This is a genomic window from Desulfobaculum senezii (genome assembly GCF_054657395.1).
In genome coordinates this window covers 5,001-27,024 of the sequence record NZ_BAAHYU010000002.1, presented here as the reverse complement: position 1 = coordinate 27,024, position 22,024 = coordinate 5,001, and the positions used below count along the sequence as shown (strand labels likewise).

The 22,024-nt window shown below is 60.3% G+C and carries 14 protein-coding genes, 2 tRNA genes and 2 rRNA genes (1 of these 18 running past the window's edge); 4 read left to right on the top strand and 14 right to left on the bottom strand.

Going from position 1 to position 22,024, the window contains the following annotated elements:
- Positions 1–312: 312 nt before the first annotated feature.
- The 6 genes from ACYQ2T_RS00980 to pheT all read right to left on the bottom strand — a co-directional run bounded on the left by ACYQ2T_RS00980 (position 313) and on the right by pheT (position 6,265).
- Positions 313–388 (bottom strand) — tRNA-Thr (locus ACYQ2T_RS00980).
- Positions 389–495: 107 nt separating this feature from the next.
- Positions 496–572, bottom strand: a tRNA-Pro gene (locus tag ACYQ2T_RS00975).
- 208 nt (positions 573–780) lie between these two features.
- Positions 781–2,433 carry a SulP family inorganic anion transporter gene (locus ACYQ2T_RS00970; protein ID WP_459897717.1) on the bottom strand — a complete coding sequence of 551 codons (1,653 nt, stop codon included), beginning with the start codon at positions 2,431–2,433 and terminating at the stop codon, positions 781–783.
- Between the two features lie 278 nt (positions 2,434–2,711).
- Complete coding sequence (locus ACYQ2T_RS00965; RefSeq protein ID WP_459897715.1) at positions 2,712–3,350, bottom strand: LysE family translocator; 639 nt, start codon at positions 3,348–3,350, stop codon at positions 2,712–2,714.
- Positions 3,351–3,429: 79 nt separating this feature from the next.
- The gene (locus ACYQ2T_RS00960; RefSeq protein WP_459897713.1) at positions 3,430–3,780 is read right to left on the bottom strand and encodes a MerR family transcriptional regulator; all 351 of its coding nucleotides are present in this window, start codon (positions 3,778–3,780) and stop codon (positions 3,430–3,432) included.
- An 85-nt stretch (positions 3,781–3,865) separates the two neighbouring features.
- Entirely contained in the window at positions 3,866–6,265 is a 2,400-nt protein-coding gene (gene pheT, locus ACYQ2T_RS00955) for a phenylalanine--tRNA ligase subunit beta (RefSeq protein ID WP_459897711.1), read from the bottom strand.
- A gap of 359 nt (positions 6,266–6,624) precedes the next feature.
- Between pheT and ACYQ2T_RS00950 the strand changes: the two genes are divergently transcribed.
- Both ACYQ2T_RS00950 and ACYQ2T_RS00945 read left to right on the top strand, forming a co-directional pair.
- Positions 6,625–7,449, top strand: a complete 825-nt coding sequence (locus ACYQ2T_RS00950) for a hypothetical protein (protein ID WP_459897709.1) — start codon at positions 6,625–6,627, stop codon at positions 7,447–7,449.
- A gap of 254 nt (positions 7,450–7,703) precedes the next feature.
- A complete protein-coding gene (locus tag ACYQ2T_RS00945; RefSeq protein WP_459897707.1) occupies positions 7,704–8,624 on the top strand; it encodes a YitT family protein in 921 nt (306 codons plus the stop codon).
- Here ACYQ2T_RS00945 and ACYQ2T_RS00940 read toward each other — a convergent pair.
- A complete protein-coding gene (locus tag ACYQ2T_RS00940; RefSeq protein WP_459897705.1) occupies positions 8,621–9,574 on the bottom strand; it encodes an Lcl C-terminal domain-containing protein in 954 nt (317 codons plus the stop codon). The genes ACYQ2T_RS00945 and ACYQ2T_RS00940 overlap by 4 nt on opposite strands.
- A gap of 95 nt (positions 9,575–9,669) precedes the next feature.
- On the opposite strand from ACYQ2T_RS00940, the gene ACYQ2T_RS00935 reads away from it, so the two are divergent.
- Complete coding sequence (locus ACYQ2T_RS00935; protein ID WP_459897703.1) at positions 9,670–11,019, top strand: dihydrolipoyl dehydrogenase family protein; 1,350 nt, start codon at positions 9,670–9,672, stop codon at positions 11,017–11,019.
- Between the two features lie 84 nt (positions 11,020–11,103).
- Here the strand turns inward: ACYQ2T_RS00935 and ACYQ2T_RS00930 are convergent, their stop codons facing one another.
- The 3 genes from ACYQ2T_RS00930 to ACYQ2T_RS00920 form a co-directional block, all read right to left on the bottom strand.
- Positions 11,104–11,655: a hypothetical protein gene (locus ACYQ2T_RS00930; protein ID WP_459897701.1), complete on the bottom strand. Its 552-nt coding sequence runs from the start codon at positions 11,653–11,655 to the stop codon at positions 11,104–11,106.
- A 79-nt stretch (positions 11,656–11,734) separates the two neighbouring features.
- The gene (locus ACYQ2T_RS00925) at positions 11,735–14,803 is read right to left on the bottom strand and encodes an efflux RND transporter permease subunit (protein WP_459897699.1); all 3,069 of its coding nucleotides are present in this window, start codon (positions 14,801–14,803) and stop codon (positions 11,735–11,737) included.
- Between the two features lie 7 nt (positions 14,804–14,810).
- Positions 14,811–16,109 carry an efflux RND transporter periplasmic adaptor subunit gene (locus ACYQ2T_RS00920; protein ID WP_459897697.1) on the bottom strand — a complete coding sequence of 433 codons (1,299 nt, stop codon included), beginning with the start codon at positions 16,107–16,109 and terminating at the stop codon, positions 14,811–14,813.
- Positions 16,110–16,495: 386 nt separating this feature from the next.
- Between ACYQ2T_RS00920 and ACYQ2T_RS00915 the strand changes: the two genes are divergently transcribed.
- Positions 16,496–17,236 carry an SGNH/GDSL hydrolase family protein gene (locus tag ACYQ2T_RS00915; protein WP_459897695.1) on the top strand — a complete coding sequence of 247 codons (741 nt, stop codon included), beginning with the start codon at positions 16,496–16,498 and terminating at the stop codon, positions 17,234–17,236.
- A 192-nt stretch (positions 17,237–17,428) separates the two neighbouring features.
- On the opposite strand, the gene ACYQ2T_RS00910 is transcribed toward ACYQ2T_RS00915, so the two are convergent.
- From ACYQ2T_RS00910 to ACYQ2T_RS00895, 4 genes are all read right to left on the bottom strand, one after another.
- Positions 17,429–18,067: a hypothetical protein gene (locus ACYQ2T_RS00910; RefSeq protein ID WP_459897693.1), complete on the bottom strand. Its 639-nt coding sequence runs from the start codon at positions 18,065–18,067 to the stop codon at positions 17,429–17,431.
- Positions 18,068–18,665: 598 nt separating this feature from the next.
- Positions 18,666–19,790, bottom strand: a complete 1,125-nt coding sequence (locus tag ACYQ2T_RS00905; protein ID WP_459897691.1) for an integrase core domain-containing protein — start codon at positions 19,788–19,790, stop codon at positions 18,666–18,668.
- Positions 19,791–21,485: 1,695 nt separating this feature from the next.
- Positions 21,486–21,600 (bottom strand): 5S ribosomal RNA (gene rrf, locus ACYQ2T_RS00900).
- A gap of 43 nt (positions 21,601–21,643) precedes the next feature.
- Positions 21,644–22,024, bottom strand: a 23S ribosomal RNA gene (locus ACYQ2T_RS00895) (it continues 2,561 nt past the right edge of the window).

Sequence of the window (22,024 nt, the reverse complement as noted above, 5' to 3'; positions counted from 1 at the left end):
GGATGGGACAATTTTTTTTGGGGGCCTTGTCGCCGTATGAAGACCGGTGAGAATCCCTGTTGTGGGTAAGGTGAAGCCAAAGAAAAGCCCACGCGGCAATACCGCGCGGGCTTTATATATTGGAACGACACCCCCCTATTTTTGAGGCGGCTTCCGCCTCAAAAATCCTGGGGATTCTCAAGGGTGTCACACCCTTGAGCCGCCGGAGGCATGCCTTTTCTTCCGTCTTCCGTCTTCCGTCTTCCTGCGCCGTGCGCCGTGCGCAGAACGCAAAAAAGGCCAGCCCTTTCGGACTGGCCTTATACTGACGGATGGAGCCCATAAGCAGAATTGAACTGCTGACCTCATCCTTACCAAGGATGCGCTCTACCAACTGAGCTATATGGGCTTAATCATTGCCTCACTGGGGTTGTGGCTTCGAGGTCTGGCGAAGCGCGGCAATGTTTTTCAGAAAAAGCGGGCCATGCTTTTGCATAACCCGCCTTAATCTCATCGTGGTCGGGATGAGAGGATTTGAACCTCCGGCCCCTTGAACCCCATTCAAGTGCGCTTCCAGACTGCGCCACATCCCGACGAGTTTTCAAAGCCGCTCTCTCAAGCGGCGAGGTAGATATCTAGGTGGCATCGGCCCAAATGTCAACGCCCTTTTTCATTTTTTTCGCATTTTCTCCCCGGCCTGTCCAGATATCTGCGCCATGCCTGCACTCGCCCGGTATCATGGGGCTTTTACGCCGGGCCGAAGGCCGAACATGGCGGGCAACGGGCCGGGATGCATGGCGTTTAGGCCGAGGCGCTGGCGTAGCGCAGCGCGGCGATGCGTGCGGCCTTGTCCTTGTGGTCGATAGCCACGGCGTCGAGGGCGGCATCAAGGGCCGTATCCAGTGTGGAGAAGACGTCCTGTGCGGGCAGAATATCCCCTGCTCCGCACTCGGCCAGCGTGGTACGCTGGTCCGCATTCACCACAAGCATCACGCGCACGCCTGCGCCCACCAGCTTCTCCAGCATTTCGCTCAGGGCAAACACGGCGGAGATGTCCATAAACGGCGCGCCGGTGCAGTTGACGACAACACAGCGCGTTCCATAGAGGCGGTCCACCTTGTCCTGCATAAGGGAGGAGGTCCCGAAGAAGAATGCGCCGTTGATGGTGATAACGCGCACCTGCTTGTCGCTGGCCGTGATGGCGTCCATGTACTTGTCGCGGTCGGCGTCGTCTTCCATGCTGGTGACCTGAATGCGCGTCTGGCGGGCAACGCGGTAGGCGAGCATCAGGCAGGCAAGGGCCACGCCAACGCCAACCGCCACAATAAGGTCCACAAACACGGTAATGCCAAACACAGCCAGCATGACCACGAGGTCCTGCTTGGGGGCCTTTCGCACAAGGCGCAGCAGCTTGTAGTCCAGAATATCCACGCCCACCTTCACGAGAATGCCCGCGAGGACGGCAAGGGGAATGCTGGCGGTGAGGGGACCAAGGCCCAAAAGGACCGCCACGAGGAACAGCGCGTGGATAACGCCGGACAGGCGCGTGGTGCCGCCGGCCTTGATGTTGACGACGGTACGCATGGTCGCGCCCGCGCCGGGCAAACCGCCAACGAAGCCCGCCACCATGTTACCGATGCCTTGGCCGATAAGCTCACGGTTGGAGTTGTGCTGGTCCTTGGACATGGAGTCCGCAACGATGGAGGTCAGCAGGGTATCAATGGTGCCAAGCAGGGCAAGGGCAAAGCCAAGGGTGGCGATGCGTCCCCAGTCGGCAAGGGGCAGACCGGGAATGTGCAGATCGGGCAATCCGGACGGAATGGCGCCGATGGTGGGCACGGGCATCTTCAGCGCGTAGGCGAGCACACTCATGGAGATGAGCGCAATAAGCGGCGACGGCACCACGCGCGAGATGCGTGCGGGAGTCAGGAACACAATGGCCATGGTCGCGGCGGCGAGCCCCACCGCATACAGGTTCATGGCGGCGACGGCGTCCGGCAGGCCCATCAGGGCCAAAAGCGGCGACTTGAGGCTCTCGCAGCCCATGAGCGGCTGAATCTGAAGCAGCACGATAATCACGCCGATGCCGTTCATAAAGCCGGAGATGACGGGATAGGGGATGAACTTCACCACCCCGCCAAGGCGGAACACACCAAACAGCATCTGGAACAGCCCGCACAGCAGCACAACCAGACACACGGCCTCGGGCTGCCCCGAGAAGGCGGCAACAGCCGTCCCCATGACAACGGTCATCGGGCCGGTGGGGCCGGACACCTGCGTCCGGGTGCCGCCAAAGATGGAAGCAAAAAGTCCAAGGGCGATGGCGCCGTACAATCCGGCGGCCGCGCCCGCTCCACTTGCAACGCCAAAGGCGAGGGCAAGAGGCAGTGCGATGATGCCTGCAGTCAAACCTCCGAAGATGTCACCGCGCACTGCGTTCATGGGGTAGCTCATTTCTCTACGTTCCTGTTTCTAAAAACACCGGTCCCGTCCCCGAACGTCAGCCATCCGGCGTTCTATGCCTTGTGAGAAGGGGCAGGACAAAAGGGAAAAACGGCCCATCGTAGGACGCTGAAACGTTTCAGGCAACCCACGCACCATTTTTCCCGAATCTTGGGAACCTGTTATCAATAACCGGGCAATGCTCTGCCCTTTTCCGCGCAGCGCAACACAAACGGCCCGGCACCCCATGATGGGATGCCGGGCCGCGGTACGGGCAAAGCAGCGCGCCGTTAACGCGAGACGGCGAGGCGCACGCCTAGGAAAAGGAAAAACGCGCCAAGGGTGCGGTCGAACCACTGCGACACGCGGCGGTTAGAGCGCAGGCTGGTGGTGATGCGGTCACCGGCGAAGATGACCATCGGCTCCACAAGGGCGGCCACCAGAATAATCAGCACCCCGTGCAAGGCCAGCTGCATGGGCACGGGGGCCACACCCGGCACCACAAACTGCGGCAAAAAGGCAAGGAAGAACACCGCGGCCTTGGGGTTCAAGATGTTGATGAACACCCCTTGTCGGTAGATGCGCCCCGGCGAGGCAACAACGCCGCCGCCCGTCTGCGCGGCAAACGCGCCCTTGGACCGCAGCGCCTGAATACCCAGCCACACAAGGTAGGCCGCGCCGGCGTATTTGACCATGGAAAAGGCCGTGGCCGATGCCACAAGCAGTGCGGACAGGCCAGCCGCGGCGAACAGCGTATGGCACAGCGAACCGGTCCACACGCCAAACATGGCGGCAAAGCCGTGCCGTTTTCCGCCGCGCACGGTGTTGGCGAGGATAAAGCCCATATCCGGACCGGGGGAAATATTCAAAAGCAGGGCCGCGACAAAAAAGGTGGCCCAGTGCTGCATGCCGTATGCGTCAAGAATCATGGCGTCTCCTCAGTGCGGCAGGCTCCGGCGCGCCGCATGTCATCGCTCACAAAAAACCCGCCACGGGGGCGGGTTGTGGTCATTCACCCTTGAGGAGGCGTTTCATCTCCTCAAGCTCGGCAATCATACTCCGCCGGAATGCATCCAGCCGGAGGGTCGCGCTTGTTTCGTCGTCTCCGGCGGCTTCCGCCGCGGCGATGGCGTCGTCGCGCTCCAGCTTCTTGCGCGCCCCTTCAATGGTCATCCCCTCCTCATGGAGCAGATGCCGAATAAGCGTCAGCTGTTCGATGTGCTCATCGGTGTACAGCCGCTGGCCCTTGCGGGTGCGAATGGGCTGTATCTGCGGGAATTCGGACTCCCAATACCGCAGCACGGAGGTGTTGAGATTGAGTTTCCGAGCTGCCTGCCCGATGCGGTAGGTCCGGCCCATGGTCCACTCTCCAACCTGTCGTGTACGCTTTTGGGAAATGCGGTCCGGACCACAACGGTCCGGACCGCCGGATTATCAAGATATTCTAGACGTGTACCGGAAGCGCGTCCAGCACCTTCTTAACGACCTTGGAATGCCGCTTTTCGACTTCCTTGTCCTTCAGGGTGCGCTCGGCATGGCGGTAGGTCAGACGCACGGTGAGGTTGCGCGTTTCCGCGTCCTCGGGCTGGTAGCAGTCCACCAGCACCACGTCTTCCAGCAGGGGTTCCTGCACGCCGCGCACGGCGTCCACCACCGCGCCAGCGGTCAGCGTTTCGGGAGCGATAAAGGTGATGTCGCGCTTGATGGGCGGGAACTTGGCCAGCGGCGAGAAGCCGGGCAGCACGCCTTCGTGCCATTCCTGCAGGGCGTCGGCATCCAGTTCGGCAATCCACACCTCACGGCGGGCGTTGTAGGTATCCGCGATTTCGGGCTTGATGCGGCCCATTTCGCCGATGACCTCATCATCAAGGACAACCTCGACGCAGGGGGCCAGATAGGGGTGGCCGTCCTTCAGGCGGTACTGCGCGCCGGGCAGTTCCAGATGCTGGAGCAGGTGCTCCACCATGCCCTTGATGTCCGCGTAGGCGGCGTTTTCCTCTTCGGGCCAAGGCCAGCGCTCACGCTCGCGGCGGCCGTAGACCAGCATGCCGATGCGGGTCGGCTCCGTGGCCGTGGTCTCGGACTCGGCATCGGCCCAGAACACCTTAGCGACTTCAAAAAGACGCAGACGGGCGGAGCCGTGGCCGACGTTGGTGCGCACATTCTGCAACAGGCCGGGAGCCAGCGCGGTACGCATCACGTTCTGCTCTTCGGAGAGCGGATTCATGACCGGAACGCGGTTGTCCTGCGGCAGGTTGAAGAAATCAAGATCCTCGTGCCCGACAAAGCTGTAGTTTACGGCCTCGTTCAGGCCAACGCCACGCGCCCAGTGCTTGAGCTGCATGGTGAAGGCGTAGCGACGGTCGGCAAGGGCCAGCCCGTCGAGGGACTTGGACACGCGGGGCAGCACGGCCTCGATGCGGTCCATGCCGTACACGCGCGCGGCTTCCTCGTAGAGGTCCACTTCGCGCTCAAGGTCGTGGCGGTGGCTGGGTGCCACAACGGTCCAGTCCTCAGGGTTGGAGGCATCCACGGAGCAGCCAAGGCCCTCAAAGGTGGTGCGGCAGAATTCGGCGTCGAGGTCCACACCCAGCAGGCTGTTGCAGCGGGCGGGACGGAAACGCAGGGTGCGGTTCTCCCACGGGGTGGGCTCGGCCACGGCCACGCCGGAGAGCACCTGTGCGCCGGAAAGCTGGGCCATCAGGCTGGCGGCACGGTCCGCAACAAAGCGGGCGTTGCCCTGGTCCACACCGCGCTCAAAGCGGAAGGACGACTCGCTGTGCAGGGCCAAACGGCGGGCGGTCTTGCGCACCGTGGGCGGATCGAACACGGCGCATTCCAGCACCACGTCGGTGGTGGCGTCCGACACTTCGGAGTTGGCGCCGCCCATAACGCCGGCGAGGGCAACGGGCTTTTCCGCATCGCAGATGAGCAGGTCGCTGCCGAGCAGGTCGCGCTTTTCATCGTCCAGCGTGGTGAAGGCGGAGCCGTCTTCGGCGGCGCGCACGCGGATGGTGTCGCCCGCCAGCTTGGCGCGGTCGAAGGCATGCAGGGGGTGGCCAAGCTCCATAAGCAGGTAGTTGGTCACGTCCACAATATTGTTGATGGGGCGCATGCCCACGGCGATAAGGCGGTAGCGCATCCACGCCGGAGCGGGACCAACCTGCACGCCCTTCAAAATGCGCCCCTGATACAGGGGGCACAATGCGGGGTCGTCAATCTGGATGGTCAGCTGGTCCGCGGCGGACTCGGCCACTTCCTCAAGGGCGCATTCCGGCAGGGTCAGGGGCAGGCCGTAGGCCATGGCCACCTCACGCGCAATGCCGAGCATGCTCAGGCAGTCGCCGCGGTTGGGCGTGATGCCAAGGTCAAAGACGGTGGTGTCGAGGTTCAGGGCGTCCACAAGGGGGGTGCCCACGGCAAGGGCCTCATCCAGCACCATAATGCCGGAGTGGCTGTCACCGAGACCGATTTCGTCCTCGGCGCAAATCATGCCCTTGGAGACCTGACCGCGCAGCTTGGCCTTTTTGATCTTGAACCCGCCGGGCAGCTCTGCGCCAACCTTGGCAACGGCCACCTTCTGGCCCTTGGCAACGTTGGGCGCGCCGCAGACGATGGGCAGGGGTTCGTCTTCGCCGACGTCCACACTGCATACGGACAGTTTGTCGGCTTCGGGGTGCTTGTCGCACTCCAGCACATGACCGACCACAACATTCTCAAGATGGGCGAAGGGGTGGCTGACCTCCTCCACTTCCAATCCGAGCATGGTCAGTCTGTCGGCCAGCTCTTCGTCCGTTCCCGTGAACGGAACGAACTCGCGCAACCAGTTCAGACTCAGGAGCATGTTCGCCTCCGGCAGCCCCGGACGGCTTGCCCGCGGGGCCATAAGAAAGATGAAGATTGTCCACCGGGGTGGCCGGTGGTGGTGTTATCCAGCAAAAAGCGTCATCACGTTGGAAATGCTGCGGCGCCGTTCCTACATGGACAAAGCCCGTCAGGAAGGCCGCATGGCCGGTGGGAAGTCGGTTCGTGGCGGCTCTGGCGGAGCCAGTACAGGGCACACAGCAGGACTGCCCTGCATACCGCTAAATAGAACGTTTATCAACCACGGCGGCGCGGCCCGGAATGCACACGCGTTGACGCCGCGCCAAAGCCCCCATATATACTGTATGTATTACCCATGCCCTAAGCCGTGAGGAGTCCATGACGCGCTTCATCCTGCTGGCCGCCATCCGTTCGGGCACCAACTTCTTCCGCAGCGCCCTCAACAGCCACCCGGACGTGCATATGTTCGGCGAAGCGCTCTTTGACGACTGGGCCTTCCGCCCGGACCGGGAGGAGAATTTCTACGTCCAGTGGCACAAGGCCGTGATGCGCGACCCCGCGCAAATCACCTTCCGCAATATGAACGCCTTTGCCCGGCGCTTCATCGACGCTACCTTCGACAGCATGGCCCGCCACAGCATCGTGGGCATGGACATCAAATACGACTTCTGGGACCGCCTGGCCTTTGTCTCCGGCTACTTTTCCACGCACCCGCCCAAGGTGGTGCACCTCATCCGCACCAACACCCTGCGCGCGCACATCTCGGCCTTTTTGCTGGCGTGCCGCAACCGCGGTGTGGACACAGGCACCCTGCCCATGCGCGAGTACGACGGCTTTGTCCGCACCGGCGAAACCACGCTCACCGTCACGCTGACCAAGCGCCTGCTGGGCACGCTGGTGCAGCTGGAAAAACGCAAACAGCGCTTTCGGGCCATTGTTTCGGACTTTGAGCACGTGGAAATCACGTATGAGGACATGGTGGGCCATGTGCGGGGCAGCGCGCACACCTTTTCCCCGCAGACGCAGGCAAAGCTGTTTCCCTTCCTTGGCATCGACCCGGCCAAGGCACCGGTGACCACGGACTACCAAAAGGTCAGCCCGGACGCCCTCTCGGACATCATCGACAATTACGACCAGCTTCTCCCGGAGCTCGCGCGCCTTGGCCTCTCCCGCTATGCGGACGAGCGCGCTACGGCGGGATAGGGACACGCCCCGCATCCCCCTGTCATCCCGGACAAAATAATGCTACACATGGAGCGTGCCCCCGGGCCATGGCCTATTCTTATGCACAGCGTCGCACCACACAAGGCGTGGACTGCATAATGATGCCGCGACACGCCGCGTAAGGCCATGACAGAGCCTGTGCGCCGTTCTGCGGCGCCGGGTCCATACGTCGCCCAGAAGCGCAGCAGCGCACTCTTTTTCCACAGCCCCTTAACCGCAACGAGCCTGCATCCATGAACACGCGCCAAAAGATCAAAAAAAAGCTGGAACTCCCCCTCGCCACCAGAATCCGCCGTTTCACCTTCCGCAACATTATGGTGCTGGCGGGCTGCGCCATTGCGGCTCTTGGCTTTGTGCTGTTTCAGGTGCCCTACAACATCACGGCTGGCGGCATCTCCGGCCTTGCCATTATCCTCAGCGACACCGTTGGGCTGTCCGAGGGTATCGTCATCTGGCTGGTGAACATTCCCCTGTTGATGCTGGGCTTTGTGTACTTGGGGCGCTGGCGCTTTCTGAGCTCCTCCATCATGGCGGTGTTTGCCTTTTCCGCCTTTGTGGAGCTGTTCCTAAACATCATGCCGGGCCTGCTTGCCCCCTATCCCATCACGCACGATAAATTCTTAGCCAGCCTGTACGCGGGCGTGCTGTTTGGCCTTGGCAGCGGCATCATCTTCCGCTTTGGCTCCACCATTGGCGGCACGTCCATCCCCGCGCGCATTATCCATAACTTCACCGGCTACCCCATGAGCCAGGTCTACCTGTTCACGGACCTTGGCGTCATCTGCCTTGGCGGGCTTGTCTACAACTGGGAAATGGCGCTCCTAGCGCTCTTCTCCCTCGTCATGAACGGGTTGTTCTCGGACTTTGCCATGGAAGGCTCCAGCCAACTACGCACCTCCATCATCATCACCAAAAAGCCGGAGCAGGTCCGCTACGCCCTCGTCAACGAGATGCAGCGCGGCGTTACCATGTGGGAAGTCACAGGCGGCTACTCCAAGGAAGTGCGCACCATGCTCTACTGCACGGTACGCCGCTCCCGCGTGAGCGACCTGCGGTTTATGATCTCGCAGATTGACCCGGACGCCCTTGTTGTCATCGGCGTAGTGCAGCAGGCTTGGGGCGGCTACGGCAACCTCAAGCTGACGGACAATTAATCCGCATCCATCACGGCCCACACCGCAAAACGCGCCGTGCCCTTGTGCCCGACGCCAACGGCCCCCTTGCCGAGGTAAAAGGCCATGGCCCAATCCGTCTCAAAGCTGCTGGTGGTGGAGGACCAGTACGCGTCGGCGGTGTCGACAAAGGGATGGTCCGCGGCAAGGGCCGGGAACGCGCGGGACGCATCGGCAAGGCTCTCCAGTTCGCGGATGGTGGGCAGACGCCACGGTCGGTCCTCGCGGCGGGCAAGGGCGGCCACCTCCGCAAAAGCCTCGGCCCACGCCACCTCGCCGCACAGGTCCGCAGCGCGGCGCCAGCGCAGGCCTGTCAGCGCATCGCGCACCGCGCCATCACCCTCAAGGCTGAAGCGCGGCGCAGGCAATGACGCGCCGTGCTGGGCGTCCCGTCCGCCAGCGTCATACAGGTCCCGCTGGCCGGACTCCGGCAGGACAGCGCTCTCGCCGCTGACGGGCCACAGGAGCGACTCCTCGGCCTTGCGGCCATAGAACATCCGCCCGCCCTCCATATGCACCCGCCACGCGTGGGTCGGCGCGCCGGCAAAGGTGGTGGTGGTCCAATACCAGCCCAGAAACACCCGCCCAAAAGGATGCCCCCCGGGCAGGGCCGGACGGCGGTCCGCAAAGCTGACGAGGCTAAAAAGCTCCCGCCGCCCCGGCATGCGCCACGTGGTTACGCCGCCATAGGCCTCGGCGTTCATCTGCTCCACAAAGGCAAGGCTTTCGTCCCATGGCATGGAAAAGGTCGCCGGGGTGGGGTTGGCGGTCCAGACAAGGCCGGTAAGCGCGTCGCGCACAGTTTCGCCCTGCGCCACAAACCGGGGCGAGGGCCACGGCAGGCCCGGAGCGCTTTCGGCGTCCTGCCCGGAGCCGGAACACGGGATGTCCGCGCCGGAAACATCATGGCACGACTGTTGCCCCGTTGCCAAAACAGGTACACGCCGTATACTTTTTGCAGTATGCTGAGGGGTTGAATGCTGTGTCATATGATGTACCCTACTGCATAAAAGGAGCTTCGAAAACCATGAGCACCAAGCACTACGATGTGATTGTAATAGGTTCCGGCGCTGCAGGCGGACGCATTGCCTCGCGCTGTCACAAGGCCGGGCGCACCGTCGCCCTCATCGAGCACGACGGATTCGGCGGCACCTGCCCCCTGCGCGGGTGCGAGCCCAAAAAAATGATGGTGGACGTCATCCAAACCGCCGAGCGCCTGCACAACAGCGCGGGGCTTGGCGTGGTAGGACAGGCGCATATCGACTGGCAGGAGCTCATGGCCTTCAAGCGCTCCTTCACGGACACCATCTCGGACAAGATTGAAGCCGTGCACGCCAAAAACGGTGTGGACATCCACAAGGGCCGCGCCCGCTTTACCGGCCCAAACACCGTGGACACCGGCTCCGCCATCTTGGAGGGCGAACGCATCTGCATCGCTACCGGCGCCGTGCCCCGCACGCTGGACATCCCCGGCGGCGAGCACGCCGTCACCAGCGACGACTTTCTGGAACTTGCCGCCCTGCCGGAACGCATTGTGTTCATCGGCGGCGGATTCATTGCTTTTGAAATGGCGCATATCGCCGCCGCAGCGGGCGCGGACGTGACCATCGTCCACCGCAGCAGCCGGGTGCTGCGCCCCTTTGATGCAGACCTCGCCCAGCGGCTTATGGACCACATGCACTCGCAGGGCGTCACCATCCTCACGGACCTGCCGCCCCACAGCATCACCACCGAGGACGGGGGCGTTGTCCTGCACGCCGGCCACGGCGGCGCAGAGCATTTTCCGGCGGACCTCATTGTGCAGGCCGCAGGGCGCATTCCGGCCACGGCAGACCTGAATCTGGAGGCCGCGGGCGTCGCCACGGACAAGGGCGCCGTCACTGTGGACCACTCCCTGCGCAGCACCACCAACCCTGCGGTCTTCGCGGCGGGGGACGTTATCGCGGGCGGCATGCCCCTCACGCCCGTAGCGGCCAAGGAGGCCGACACCGTCATCCACAATCTGCTCAGCAACACGCCGCAGGCCATGGAATACGGCCCCATCCCCTACGCGCTCTTTACCTACCCGCCCCTTGCCGCCGTGGGCCTGCTGGAAGAACAAGCCGCCGCGCAGGGCCGCACGGTGGACATCGTCACCGGCGACGCCTCGGGCTGGTCCGAGTATGAACGCATCGGGCAAAAGTGCGCCGGATTCAAACTCATCATCGACGCAGACAACCGCCAACTCCTCGGCGCGCACGTCCTTGGCGACGCCGCAGAGGAGATGGTGAACCTCTTTGCCCTTGCCATGCGCACCAAGGTCTCCATCGACGACCTGCGCTCCATGCTGTGGGCCTACCCGTCCTTTGGCTACGCCATGAAGTATATGTTCCGCTAAAGCAGAGAACACAAAAGACAGCCGCCCGGCCTGCATGCAGACCGGGCGGCTTTGTGATTTCTTAGGGGGCGCTTGCGCTGCGGCTTAGTTGCCGAAGCTGCGGAAGAACAAGTCCTCCAGCGCCTTTTTGCCATTTTCTTCAAGAAAGCGCGTTCCGGTTCCGGCAAAATGATGGTGCCCCACAACAGGCTCCTTCACCTCCTCCCACTGGGCTTTGGCCCATCTGAACCACGTGTCCTTGCTCTGGTCGAAGACGTAGAGGGGTTTGTTGCAGATTTTGGCGTACTCCGCGCCCCAGCCCGTGCCGCCAGTGACGGTGCCGTCCTCCTGAATGGAGCCGACCACGAACACCTCGTGCCCGCTGGCCACCTGCCAGCAGATGCTCTGGAGCACCTTGCGGAACAGGGGAGCGCGCGAGAATTTACGGTTCATCAGCCGCGAAACATAGGTCAGGCTCACGTCCTTGAGGGCGAGCTCCTCGGTGGTCAGGGTCCGGATGCCTCTGGTGCGTTCGGTCTGGTGGCCGTCAAAGCTGTAGTTCACTTCCTGAATGCCATACCGCTCGGCCAGCGTGCCAAAGCAGGATTCCGCGCCGCGTGCGCCGCCACTGTACAGGATGTATCCGTCAACACTCATGCGATCTCACCTCCGACGTCAATTTCGTTGAATACTGGTGACGTAGCACAGCCCACACATGCGGGCAAGAATCCACGCATTAATCAGTCCCTGACACCGCCGCCTCCGGCCCACGCACCCCAAAGAACAGCGCGTACAGCACCGGCACCACCACAAGGGTCAGCACCGTGGCAAAGCTGAGGCCGAACATAATGGTCACCGCCATGGAGATAAAAAACGGGTCCTGCAACAGCGGCAGCATGCCCAGCACCGTGGTAATGGCCGCCATGCACACAGGCCGCAGACGGCTGACGCCCGAATCCACAATGGCCTGATAGTCCGCCTTGCCCCCCCGCCGCTCAAAATCAATCTGATCAATGAGCACAATGGCGTTCTTGATAAGCATGCCGATCAGGCTCAGAAAACCCAGTATCGCCATGAAGTCAAAGGGCAGGTCAAACACCGCCAGCCCAAAGGTCACCCCGATAATCGCCAGCGGCACTGTCAGCCAGATGATCACCGTCTGGCGCAGAGCGTTGAACAGCATGATGACAATGAGCACCATGGCAATGATGGTGATGGGAATCAGCCCCGCAAGGGACTCCTGCGCATCGCGCGAGCTTTCATACTCGCCGCCCCACTCCATGGTGTAGCCAAAGGGCAGGTCAATGGCCTCCACTCCCGCGCGGACCTCCTGAAACACCTCGCTCGCCAGCGCGCCGGGGACGGCGTCGCACTGCGCGGTGATGACCAGCTTGCGGTTCTCGCGCCGGATGAGGGTATCCTCCCACAGCACGTCAAAGCCCGTGACCGCCTGCGTGATGGGCACCATGGTCTGGGTGAGGGAGCTCCACACGTACAGCTCGCTGATATGGGCCACGTCATCGCGCAGTTCCTGATTGGAGCGCGCAATAATGGGGAGCAGGTCGTCCCCTTCGCGGTACACACCGATGCGGCTGCCCGTAAAGGCCGACTCCAGCGTTTCCAGCACGTCCTGCCGGGTCAGGCCGTTCTGCCGCGCCATGGTTTCGTTAAAGCGCGGACGCAGGACCATGCTCTTTTGCCGCCAGTTGTCGCGGATGGCCGTGGCCTTTGCCGAGGTGCGGAACACATCCTTGGCCTTGTTGGCCAGCGTGCGCAGCTCCGCCGGGTCCGGGCCATAAAAGCGCGCCTCCACATCGTAGCCTCCGCCGGGACCAAGGACGAACTTGTCCAGCTTAGGCTCCGCATCAGGAAAACGCTCCGCCAAGTACGCCCCGTACTCGTCAATAAGCCCGTCAATGTCGTTATAGTCGTGCACCCGCACAAGGATGAGCCCATAGGCCTTGGACTGCGACTGCTCCGGCCCGAAGACCAGCATAAAGCGCGTTGCGCCCTTGCCGATGTACGAGGCCGTGGACGTCACGCGCTCATCCGCCAGCAGTTTCTCCTCAATAACGGAAATATCCGCAACGGTGCGTGTAATGTCCGTCCCCTCAGGGAGCCAATAGTGGATTTGGAACTGCGGCCGCGTGGACGGCGGGAAGAAGCTGTTCTTGAGCGTACCAAACCACAGCACTGCGCCAACCAGCAGCACAACCAGCACAATCACCGTCTGCCAACGCCGCGCAAGGGCGGCCTCCAAAAACCGGCGGTACACCGTAAACAGCCGCCCGGAATACGCATCGCTTCCATCCCCGCCACCAGGCCGTGGCCGAAACGCCATGGTGCACAGAAGCGGCGTGACCGTAATAGCCAGCACCCAGCTGATAAACAGCGACAACAGCATCACCTGAAAGAGCGAGCGGCAATACTCGCCCGTACCGTCCGAGGACCCACCAATGGCGGCAAAGGCCAAAATAGCAATGACCGTTGCGCCAAGCAGCGGCATCATATTCTGCCCCACCACCTCATTGGCGGCCTTGATGCGGTCCACGCCGGACTCAATGCGCACCAGCATGCCTTCGGTCACCACAATGGCGTTGTCCACCAGCATGCCAAGGGCAATAATCAGTGCGCCAAGGGAGATGCGTTGCAGGGTGATGGACATCATGTCCATGGCTATCATGGTCGCCAGCACCGTCAGCGCCAGCACCACGCCAATAAGCACCCCGCTTTTCAGCCCCATAAAGACAAGAAGCACCACAACCACAATAGCCAGCGCCTCAATGAAATTCACCACAAAGCCGTCCACGGCCTTGCGCACGTCATCGGGCTGGAAGTTCACCACGCCGATTTCCATACCCACAGGGCGGTACTGCTCCAGCTGCGTCATGCGGGCTTTGACCGCATCGCCAAGCTTCACCACATTGCCGCCGGGGGCCACGGAAATGCCTATGGACAGCGCAGGCTTGCCGTCAAAGTGCAGCACATGGTCCGGCGGGTCCACATAGCCCCGCGACACCGTGGCGACATCCTTGAGCGCCACAAGCCGGTTCGATGCCGGGTCGCGCACCTCCAGGCTTGCGATGTCCTCCACGGACAACAACTCGCCGGTGGGGCTGATGCGCACGCGCTCCGGCCCCACCGGCACAGACCCGGCGGGAGACACCAGATTCTGCGTTGCCAGCGCCTGCACAAACACATCCGGGCTCACGCCCATCCGCGCCAGCTTAAAGCGCGAAAACTCAATAAAGATGGCCTCTTCCTGAAGCCCCCACAGCTCCACCTTGGCCACGTTGTCCACAAGCAAAAGCTCGCGCCGCAAAAACTGCACATAGCGGCGCAATTCCTCATAGGTGTAGCCCTCGCCAGACACCGTCAGCAAAATGCCAAACACGTCCCCAAAGTTGTCATTCACCTGCGGCGTAGACGCGCCGGGGGGGAGTTTAGGCTGGGCGTCCAGCACTCTGCGGCGCAGTTCATCCCACACCTGCGGAATTTCGCTTTTCCCAAACTTATCCTTCACCCGCGCAGTGACAATGGACAGCCCCGGACGTGAAATAGATTTGATTTCCTTCAGCTGGGCCAGCTGCTGAACAGCTGTTTCAATCTCGTCGGACACCTCCTCCGCCACCTCGCGCGCTGAGGCTCCCGGATAGGCGGTGATGACCACGGCGTCCTTAATGGTGAATTCCGGGTCTTCAAGGCGCCCCAGCTTTTCGTAGGCATACAGCCCGCCCAGCAGGATGACGGCGCACAGGGCAAGGGTCACAGTTCTGCGACGTATGGCAAATTCAGCTATGCTCATGACGCACCTACTCACCAACTCGGACGTGTTGACCTTCCACAAGATAATCCACGCCAGCCGTCACAATCCGCTCACCCACCGCAAGGCCGGACGTGACCTCGATGCTGCTTCCCTCAAGCCTGCCGCGGATAATGGGCCGCCTGTGCACCGTGCTGTCCTTGGGGTTGACCACCCACACATACGGGCGGCCATCAGCATCCGCGGCCACAGCGTGCACCGGCACCCGCAGGGGCGCGTCCTGATCCTGCTTAGGCGGATAGGTCACGGCCTCCACCACGGCGGTCATACCGGGAAGGATGTACGTCCCACGCCCGTCTTCATTAAAACGCTCGGTCTCGTTGCGGGGGCGCATAACCAACTTGACCGGGAAGGTGCCCGTTGCCGGGTCCGCTTCGGTTCCCACTTCCACAGCCTCGGCCGGAAAGCGCTCTCCCGGCAAAAATTCGAAGGACACAAACAGCTTTGCCTCGCCGCGCTCGCCGTGGGCAATGATGCTTTCCGGAACATCAATGCCGATTTGCACCTCATCCGTCAGGTTCTGCAGCTTCACCACCGCCGTGCGTGCGGAGATTTCCTGATGGTTCTCCAGATACCTCCGCGACACCGTGCCCGTAAATGGCGCGCGAAGCACGGAGTCCGCCAAAGCGTCCATGGCGCGCTTATACTGCGTGCGCAGACCAGCAATTCTGGCCTGCATTGCCTGCACATCCTCACGCCGCGCGCCTTGGCGCGCCTTGCGCAGTTCCTGCCGGGCGCCCTCCAGATTCGCCTGCGCCACATCACGCGTGGCCACGGCGTTGTCGTATTCCATCTTGGAAATCACATTATCCTGATACAACTTCGCCTTGCGCTCGGCCTGCAGTTTCGCTTCCGTCGCCTTTGCCTCGGCCGAAGCCACTTTGGCCTCAAGGCTGCGGACGTCCTCGCTGCGCGCGCCGGACTGCATCGCCTCCAGCTGGGCCTTGGCTTCATTGATTTGGCTCTCGATGCGGGAGACTTCCGTTTCAAAGTCGCGCGGGTCCAGCCGGGCAATCAGCTGGTCCTGCTCCACGGTCTGCCCTTCCTTCACAGGCAACTCGACCAGCGTGCCAGAAACACGAAAAGCCAGTTCCACTTCCTTCGCGGCTTCAACGCGCCCCGGAAAACGATAGGTCCGGCCCTTGGAGGGCGACTCAACGAGCATGGATTTCACCGGACGCACCACCTCCGGCTGCTGCACGTCATCATCGCCGCACCCAGAGCACAGCGCCACCGTCAACAAAGCCAGTACTGCATAGCGCCACACACGCATATCCACCACCTTCATTCAGTGTTCATTCGTGTCAGCCCTGCATCCCAGAAACCACACGATGCAAGCACCACGCATCCTACAACATTCCACGCAGAATGAGGAGACGTTTACGCACGAAGTCTCAACTTCTCCCCAAGGCACACCGGGGCACGACAACGCGCCCTCCCTGTCCACATTTGCGCCCTCATGTCTTCGCCCGTGACCAAAGCAATACAGCTTTGCCAGGGTGTGCGTCCGGCCCGTGCATACGGCCAATCCGGCACAGAACAACAGCAGCGCGCCGCTCACGCCTCGCCAAAGATTGAACTTCCGCGTGCATCGCGGTACGTGATTCGGGAAAATGATCGCGATCAGAAACCAACGCCGTTCCATCACATCGACCAGTCAGCGGAGATTTTACGATGTTTCAGCGGGTTATCGCCTTTGGCGACAGTTTTTCGGACAACGGATTCAGCAACGGCAGCGGCTTTAACCGTCTCAGTAACGGTCCCGTGTGGGTTGAGCATCTCGCGGCGCGTCTTGGCGTGGCGCTTGAGGATAGAGCATGGTGCGGCGCGCAAAGTGGCCACGGCAACGCCTCCGGTCCCAAGGACTGGTCCGGCCTTGCATGGCAGGTGGAGACCTTTGACGATGACAGCGCCTTGCCGCAGGCCCTGTGCACTGTGCTTATCGGCATTAACGACATCTACGAAGGCGACGCGGACGCGGGCGACGTGGCCGCCAACACCATCGACGCGCTGGAGCGTCTCGCCGCGAAAGGTATGCGGACATGCCTCATCAGTACGCTTCCCGATATCACCCTTGCCCCGGCCTACGCCGGGGAATACGCACACGTCAAAGCCGAGGTTGCGCACCTCGTCGTCGGCATCAATGCGAAGCTCAGCGCCGAGCTCCATGGGGCGGGCGGATTTTCTGAAAGGCACCCGGAGGTCACGCTCCACGCAGTCGATGCCTATGGGCTGTTCAACACGCTCGCGGCATCGGGAACCTTCGAAATCTCAGACGCCCCATGGCTCGGGACCTACTCCTATCCCAAAGCAGATGGCTTCATGTGGTGGGATGACTGGCATCCCATGACGGCAACGCATCGGTATTTTGCGGATGCAGCGTATAAAGTAATACGTGGAGAAAGAGACAGGTAAACCCAAAAGACCACGGCCGATTCTATACGACGCCCACCACGCTTTCTGTGTGGTGGGCTTTTCTTTGGCGAAGGCTTTGAGGGTGGGCGAGGCGGCTAAGCGCATGGATAGACGCAGCTTTCTAACCGCCAGCAACGGGAAATCGCCACGCTCTGATAATGGCGACGGACAAAAACTCAAAACACCGAGGAGTCAAAAATAACCATTAAACTCTGAGGTGAATGTTCCTACAGATGTCGGGCCATCATACTGCATAGCGGCCCCACCATCCTTATTCCCATAAAATGAGTTTCCCAAAAGTGAAATTTTCCCGCGTGAGGGGGAGAACATCACGGAATCCTTATCCGCGCACAACAAACAGGTATGATTCAGTATTGGATCTCCGCGGAGGTGCTCATAGATCAGTCGAAGCGTGTGTCCTCGCCCCATATAACAGACAAAAAACATCACAAATCGTGGATTATAGCGTTTGATCACATTCGCAATAGATTGTTCAGAAACAGGTTGCGACCGTCGTACGGCCGGAGTGACGACCCCTTGGTGGGTCGTCATTCGGCCATAGCCACTATAGTTGCTCATAGCCCGATACCGCGACATAGAGAACCCTTCGCGCACTTGGACGTCAGCATCTTGTCTGGTGAATTTTCGCCCGTGAGCAAAGAAAATAAGAATATTATAATCGGCCGCGACAGGAAGTGACGCTTCATCAATGGTCGCCTCACCAGCTCCAGAGCGAAATTTCATTTTCGCTGAATCCGCCTTTCCTGGACCAAACCGAGCCGCCCTGCCTGAATCAGATTGAAGAGCATAAAGGACGAGTATGTCAGCCACAGCGGTCTCCTTCTTGTGCGTCTGATCGGGGAAATAGCCACGTACATGTCTTCGGTCCTTTTCCATAGCACTGTTGGGCAATGAGGAGCAATCGGCAAAAGATATTTATCGGCAGTACGTTGGACCCCAATTCTTATTACGCCTTCACCTTCTGCCGGGCGTTCAAGCTCCCCTTTCAGGAACCTCGGGCCGATAGGCAAGGGAAGCGTTGGGGGGGGGCAGGAAGGAGAAAAGAACTTAGTCGGGCCCTAGGGACCAACCTGTACCGCCAGAACCTGTCACCTCTGTTCCCGGACAGATGTGTTACCCATGGTCTGGGGTGTACGTACCTTTCGTAGGGAGGAGGAAATAGTCTTGGTGGTGAGGTGGTGTGTGGTGGGGGGGAGAGGAGCTTTGGCATGGGGAAAATGGCGGGGCTGGTTATGCATTATGGTGGCGGGACCGAGAGGTGCTTTCGGTGGGATTTCTGTATGTTGTCGCCGTGTCTCCGACGGCCAAAGGGTGTTGGGGGAACCTTGCAGGATTTGTACAACCCGGAACATGGGTAACACTTCTGTCCGGGAACAGAGGTGACAGGTTCTGGCGGTACAGGTTGCCCCTAGGGCCTGACTAAGCCTTTTGCGTCTGAATCATTCAGTACTCCTAAAAAAATTGATCCAGCATAGATATTCATACCGCCCTTTTGGTTTGGCAAAAGGCCCACTGTGCATCGGTGCAGGCTTTGACTGATAAATCGGTGATGTCCCCTCCATTGTATGGAGCCGCTTCGCTTCACTCGCCTTAGGATATACTCAGGGGGGTATACGAAATCTGGAAGGATTTTTGGTGGGCGTCTGCTTGATGGCGCATAAAGAGCAGCAGGCGTTCGCATGCCTAAAGCTTCATGACCGCGGCTATGGTTGTAAATCCTCCGCCATGTCTGACACCTGCGTCTTTGGCGGCGAAGAGTGTCTGCTCTACGAAGTTCTCGCTTTAAAGAGCGGTGCATTCGTTCGTGCGCACCATTTTGTTGAGGCTTTCCCGGTTCAATGAATTCCACGGTTATTCCGAGGCGAAGCCACTGGGCGCTAAGGCGCGATATTCCTCCGGCCGCACAGCTCGCAAAGGGAATTCCATTATCCACCCTGATAATTTGAGGTAAGCCGAAGTAGGAAAAAACACGGTCACAGACTTCTTGTGTTGGGGCCAAGGCTGGTTGGGCAAGTGGATCACAAGCCAAAACGTAACGGCTGTGCAGATCCATCACAGTAAAGGGCCAGCATTTCTTACGATTGGGCAACTCAAACCAACCTTTATAGTCCATTGTCCATACATGATTTGGATGCCTTGCTTCAGTGAGCTTGGTGGGCCAGTTGCGGATAACAACATTACGGCGTCTGCGGGGCTTGCTAAGTCCTTCCTTTTGGAAAATCAAAGCAATCGTACTTGGCGCCGGAGGCCTTAGGCCAAAGCGATCGCTTACTTCAGATGCTATTTTCTTTGGCCCCCAACTTGGATTCGCTTTGCGCAAAGCAATGAGGGCCTCTCGCATCTCGATTGGCGTGCGATGCGGACAATTTCGCGGAGCTCGACTGTGTTCGCTTAAAGCAAATATTCCATGCAGTTGTGCGCGATTGAGCCATTTATAGCCAGTTTTTCGGCTAATGCCATATTTTCTACAAAGCCAAGACATGGTCTCAGCTCCTGACCCAGCCTCTACAACAAATCGAATCCGTTCATCCATAGGTCTTACCTCTGTCCAGGGCATACGCTACCTCCAGGCAGACTATGCCTGAAGTGTTACCCATGTTCCCGGACTAATCTGTTACCTATGTACCCGGACTGTACCATTCCCCCCGCACCCTCTGGACACCCGTCCCCCTCCTGCCGGAGCCGGATTGTAGGATGTGGTGGGTGCGAGGCGGTCTCGGGCGTGGTTTTTAGGCTGTGGCTGGGCGGGCTGACCGGGTGCTTTGCGCGAATCGAGGCGGTGGGCGCTTGGTGGAGGGAGGCACGGTCCGGGCCGCTCTGAACGCTTAGAAGCGTTCGAATGCTTTGGTGCTTCTGTGCTTCGCGCGGAGGTGTGGAGGTTGGGGAGGTTTGGGCTCGGGTGGTTGGGTTTTATTGATCGTGGCAGGCTGACCGGGTGCTGTGCGCGGATGGTGACGGTAAGTGAATGGCGGAGCACGGTACGGACTTGGCCGCTCTGGACGCTTGGAAGCGTCCGAATGCTTTGGTGTTTCTGTGCTTCGCGCGAGGGTGTGGTGGTTGGGGAGTTCTTGGCACGGGGGTGGGGTTGTATTGATTGTCATGGGCTGGCGAACTCCAAAAATGTGGTGGTGCAAATCAAGGATTCGCACCACTCTTCCAAAGAGCCAAGGTCCCCAAAAATATTTTCCCAGCCAATACTCTCGGGCGAGAGCCTATCAGGGGTCACGGCTATGCTTCCACACGCACCCGGCAGGTGCGCACTTGGGGTTCACAAGGGCGGAGTCCTTGAGCCGCTCTGCTCTCTTCATCTCTCAGTCACTTCGCCCTTTCGAAACCCAACGGACGAAGAACTGAAGCCGCTGGAGGCAGGAGATGTGAGGTGTAAGCTGGGCGTGATTTTATGGTGGAGTGCGGGGGGGGGGGCGGCCCGAGGGGGATTGATGATGGCTGGCTGGCTGGCTGGCTGGCTGGCTGGCTGGCTGGCTGGCGAACTCGAAAAAATGTTGTGGTGCAAATCAAGGATTCTCACCGCTCTTCCAAAGCGCCACGGCCCCCAAAAATATTTTCCAGCCAATATACTCGGCGAGAGCTTCACAGGGGTAACGGCTGTTTTCTCCACACGCACCCGGCACGTGCGCACTTGGGATGACTCAAGGGCGGAGTCCTTGAGCCGCTCTGCTCTCTTCATCTCTCTGTCCCGTCGCCCTTTCGAAACCCAACGGACGAAGAACTGAAGCCGCTGGGGGCAGGAGATGTGAGGTGTAGGCTGGGAGTGATTTTATGGGGGAGTCCGGGGCGGGTGGGCCGAGGGGGATTGATGATGGCGGGCTGGCAATCTCGAAATATATTGAGCCGCATGTCAGGGATTCTCACCGCTCTTCTAAAGCGCCACGGCCCCCAAAAATACTTTTCCCTTCGTACCTGTCTACTCGGGCGAGAGCTTCACAGGGGTGACGGCTAATATCTCCACACGCACCCGGCAAGTGCGCACTCGGGATTCTCAAGGGCGGAGTCCTTGTGCCGCCGGAGGCAGGAGTATGGGGCATAGGCAGACGGTGAAGCCCATGGGATACGTGAGGCGGATGGGTTGCGATGGTGTTGTGTGGGCAGCGCTTGGGGATTGGGGCTGAGGGTGGGAGGTTGGGATTTGGTGAGGGTGGTGGATTTTGGGCGCAAAAAAAGCGCCGACGGCGTGGTGTGCTGTTGGCGCTTTTTGGGCAAAAAAAAGTCCTGGCGACGGGCTACTTTCCCACAGACTCCTCTGCAGTATCATCGCCGATGAGGTGCTTAACTTCCGTGTTCGGAATGGGAACGGGTGTAGCCACCTCTCTCTGGTCGCCAGGACAAATATGTAAATATATTAGTAAAATAGGGAGAGATTTGTGATCAGTTAAGACGCACGACCGATTAGTACTGGTTAGCTCAACACATTGCTGTGCGTACACACCCAGCCTATCAACCTCGTAGTCTTCGAGGGGTCTTTAGGGACAAAAATGTCCAGGGAGACCTAATCTTGAAGCAGGCTTCCCGCTTAGATGCCTTCAGCGGTTATCCTTTCCGAACATAGCTACTCAGCAGTGCCACTGGCGTGACAACTGAAACACCAGAGGTTCGTTCACCCCGGTCCTCTCGTACTAGGGGCAACCCTCCTCAAGTCTCCTACGCCCACAGCAGATAGGGACCAAACTGTCTCACGACGTTTTAAACCCAGCTCGCGTACCACTTTAATCGGCGAACAGCCGAACCCTTGGGACCTGCTCCAGCCCC

Coding starts and splice junctions, on each gene's coding strand:
- ACYQ2T_RS00970 (WP_459897717.1), bottom strand. CDS start 2,433: ATGAGCTACCCCATGAACGCAGTGCGCGGTGACATCTTCGGAGGTTTG.
- ACYQ2T_RS00965 (WP_459897715.1), bottom strand. CDS start 3,350: ATGATTCTTGACGCATACGGCATGCAGCACTGGGCCACCTTTTTTGTC.
- ACYQ2T_RS00960 (WP_459897713.1), bottom strand. CDS start 3,780: ATGGGCCGGACCTACCGCATCGGGCAGGCAGCTCGGAAACTCAATCTC.
- pheT (WP_459897711.1), bottom strand. CDS start 6,265: ATGCTCCTGAGTCTGAACTGGTTGCGCGAGTTCGTTCCGTTCACGGGA.
- ACYQ2T_RS00950 (WP_459897709.1), top strand. CDS start 6,625: ATGACGCGCTTCATCCTGCTGGCCGCCATCCGTTCGGGCACCAACTTC.
- ACYQ2T_RS00945 (WP_459897707.1), top strand. CDS start 7,704: ATGAACACGCGCCAAAAGATCAAAAAAAAGCTGGAACTCCCCCTCGCC.
- ACYQ2T_RS00935 (WP_459897703.1), top strand. CDS start 9,670: ATGAGCACCAAGCACTACGATGTGATTGTAATAGGTTCCGGCGCTGCA.
- ACYQ2T_RS00930 (WP_459897701.1), bottom strand. CDS start 11,655: ATGAGTGTTGACGGATACATCCTGTACAGTGGCGGCGCACGCGGCGCG.
- ACYQ2T_RS00925 (WP_459897699.1), bottom strand. CDS start 14,803: ATGAGCATAGCTGAATTTGCCATACGTCGCAGAACTGTGACCCTTGCC.
- ACYQ2T_RS00920 (WP_459897697.1), bottom strand. CDS start 16,109: ATGAAGGTGGTGGATATGCGTGTGTGGCGCTATGCAGTACTGGCTTTG.
- ACYQ2T_RS00915 (WP_459897695.1), top strand. CDS start 16,496: ATGTTTCAGCGGGTTATCGCCTTTGGCGACAGTTTTTCGGACAACGGA.
- ACYQ2T_RS00905 (WP_459897691.1), bottom strand. CDS start 19,790: ATGGATGAACGGATTCGATTTGTTGTAGAGGCTGGGTCAGGAGCTGAG.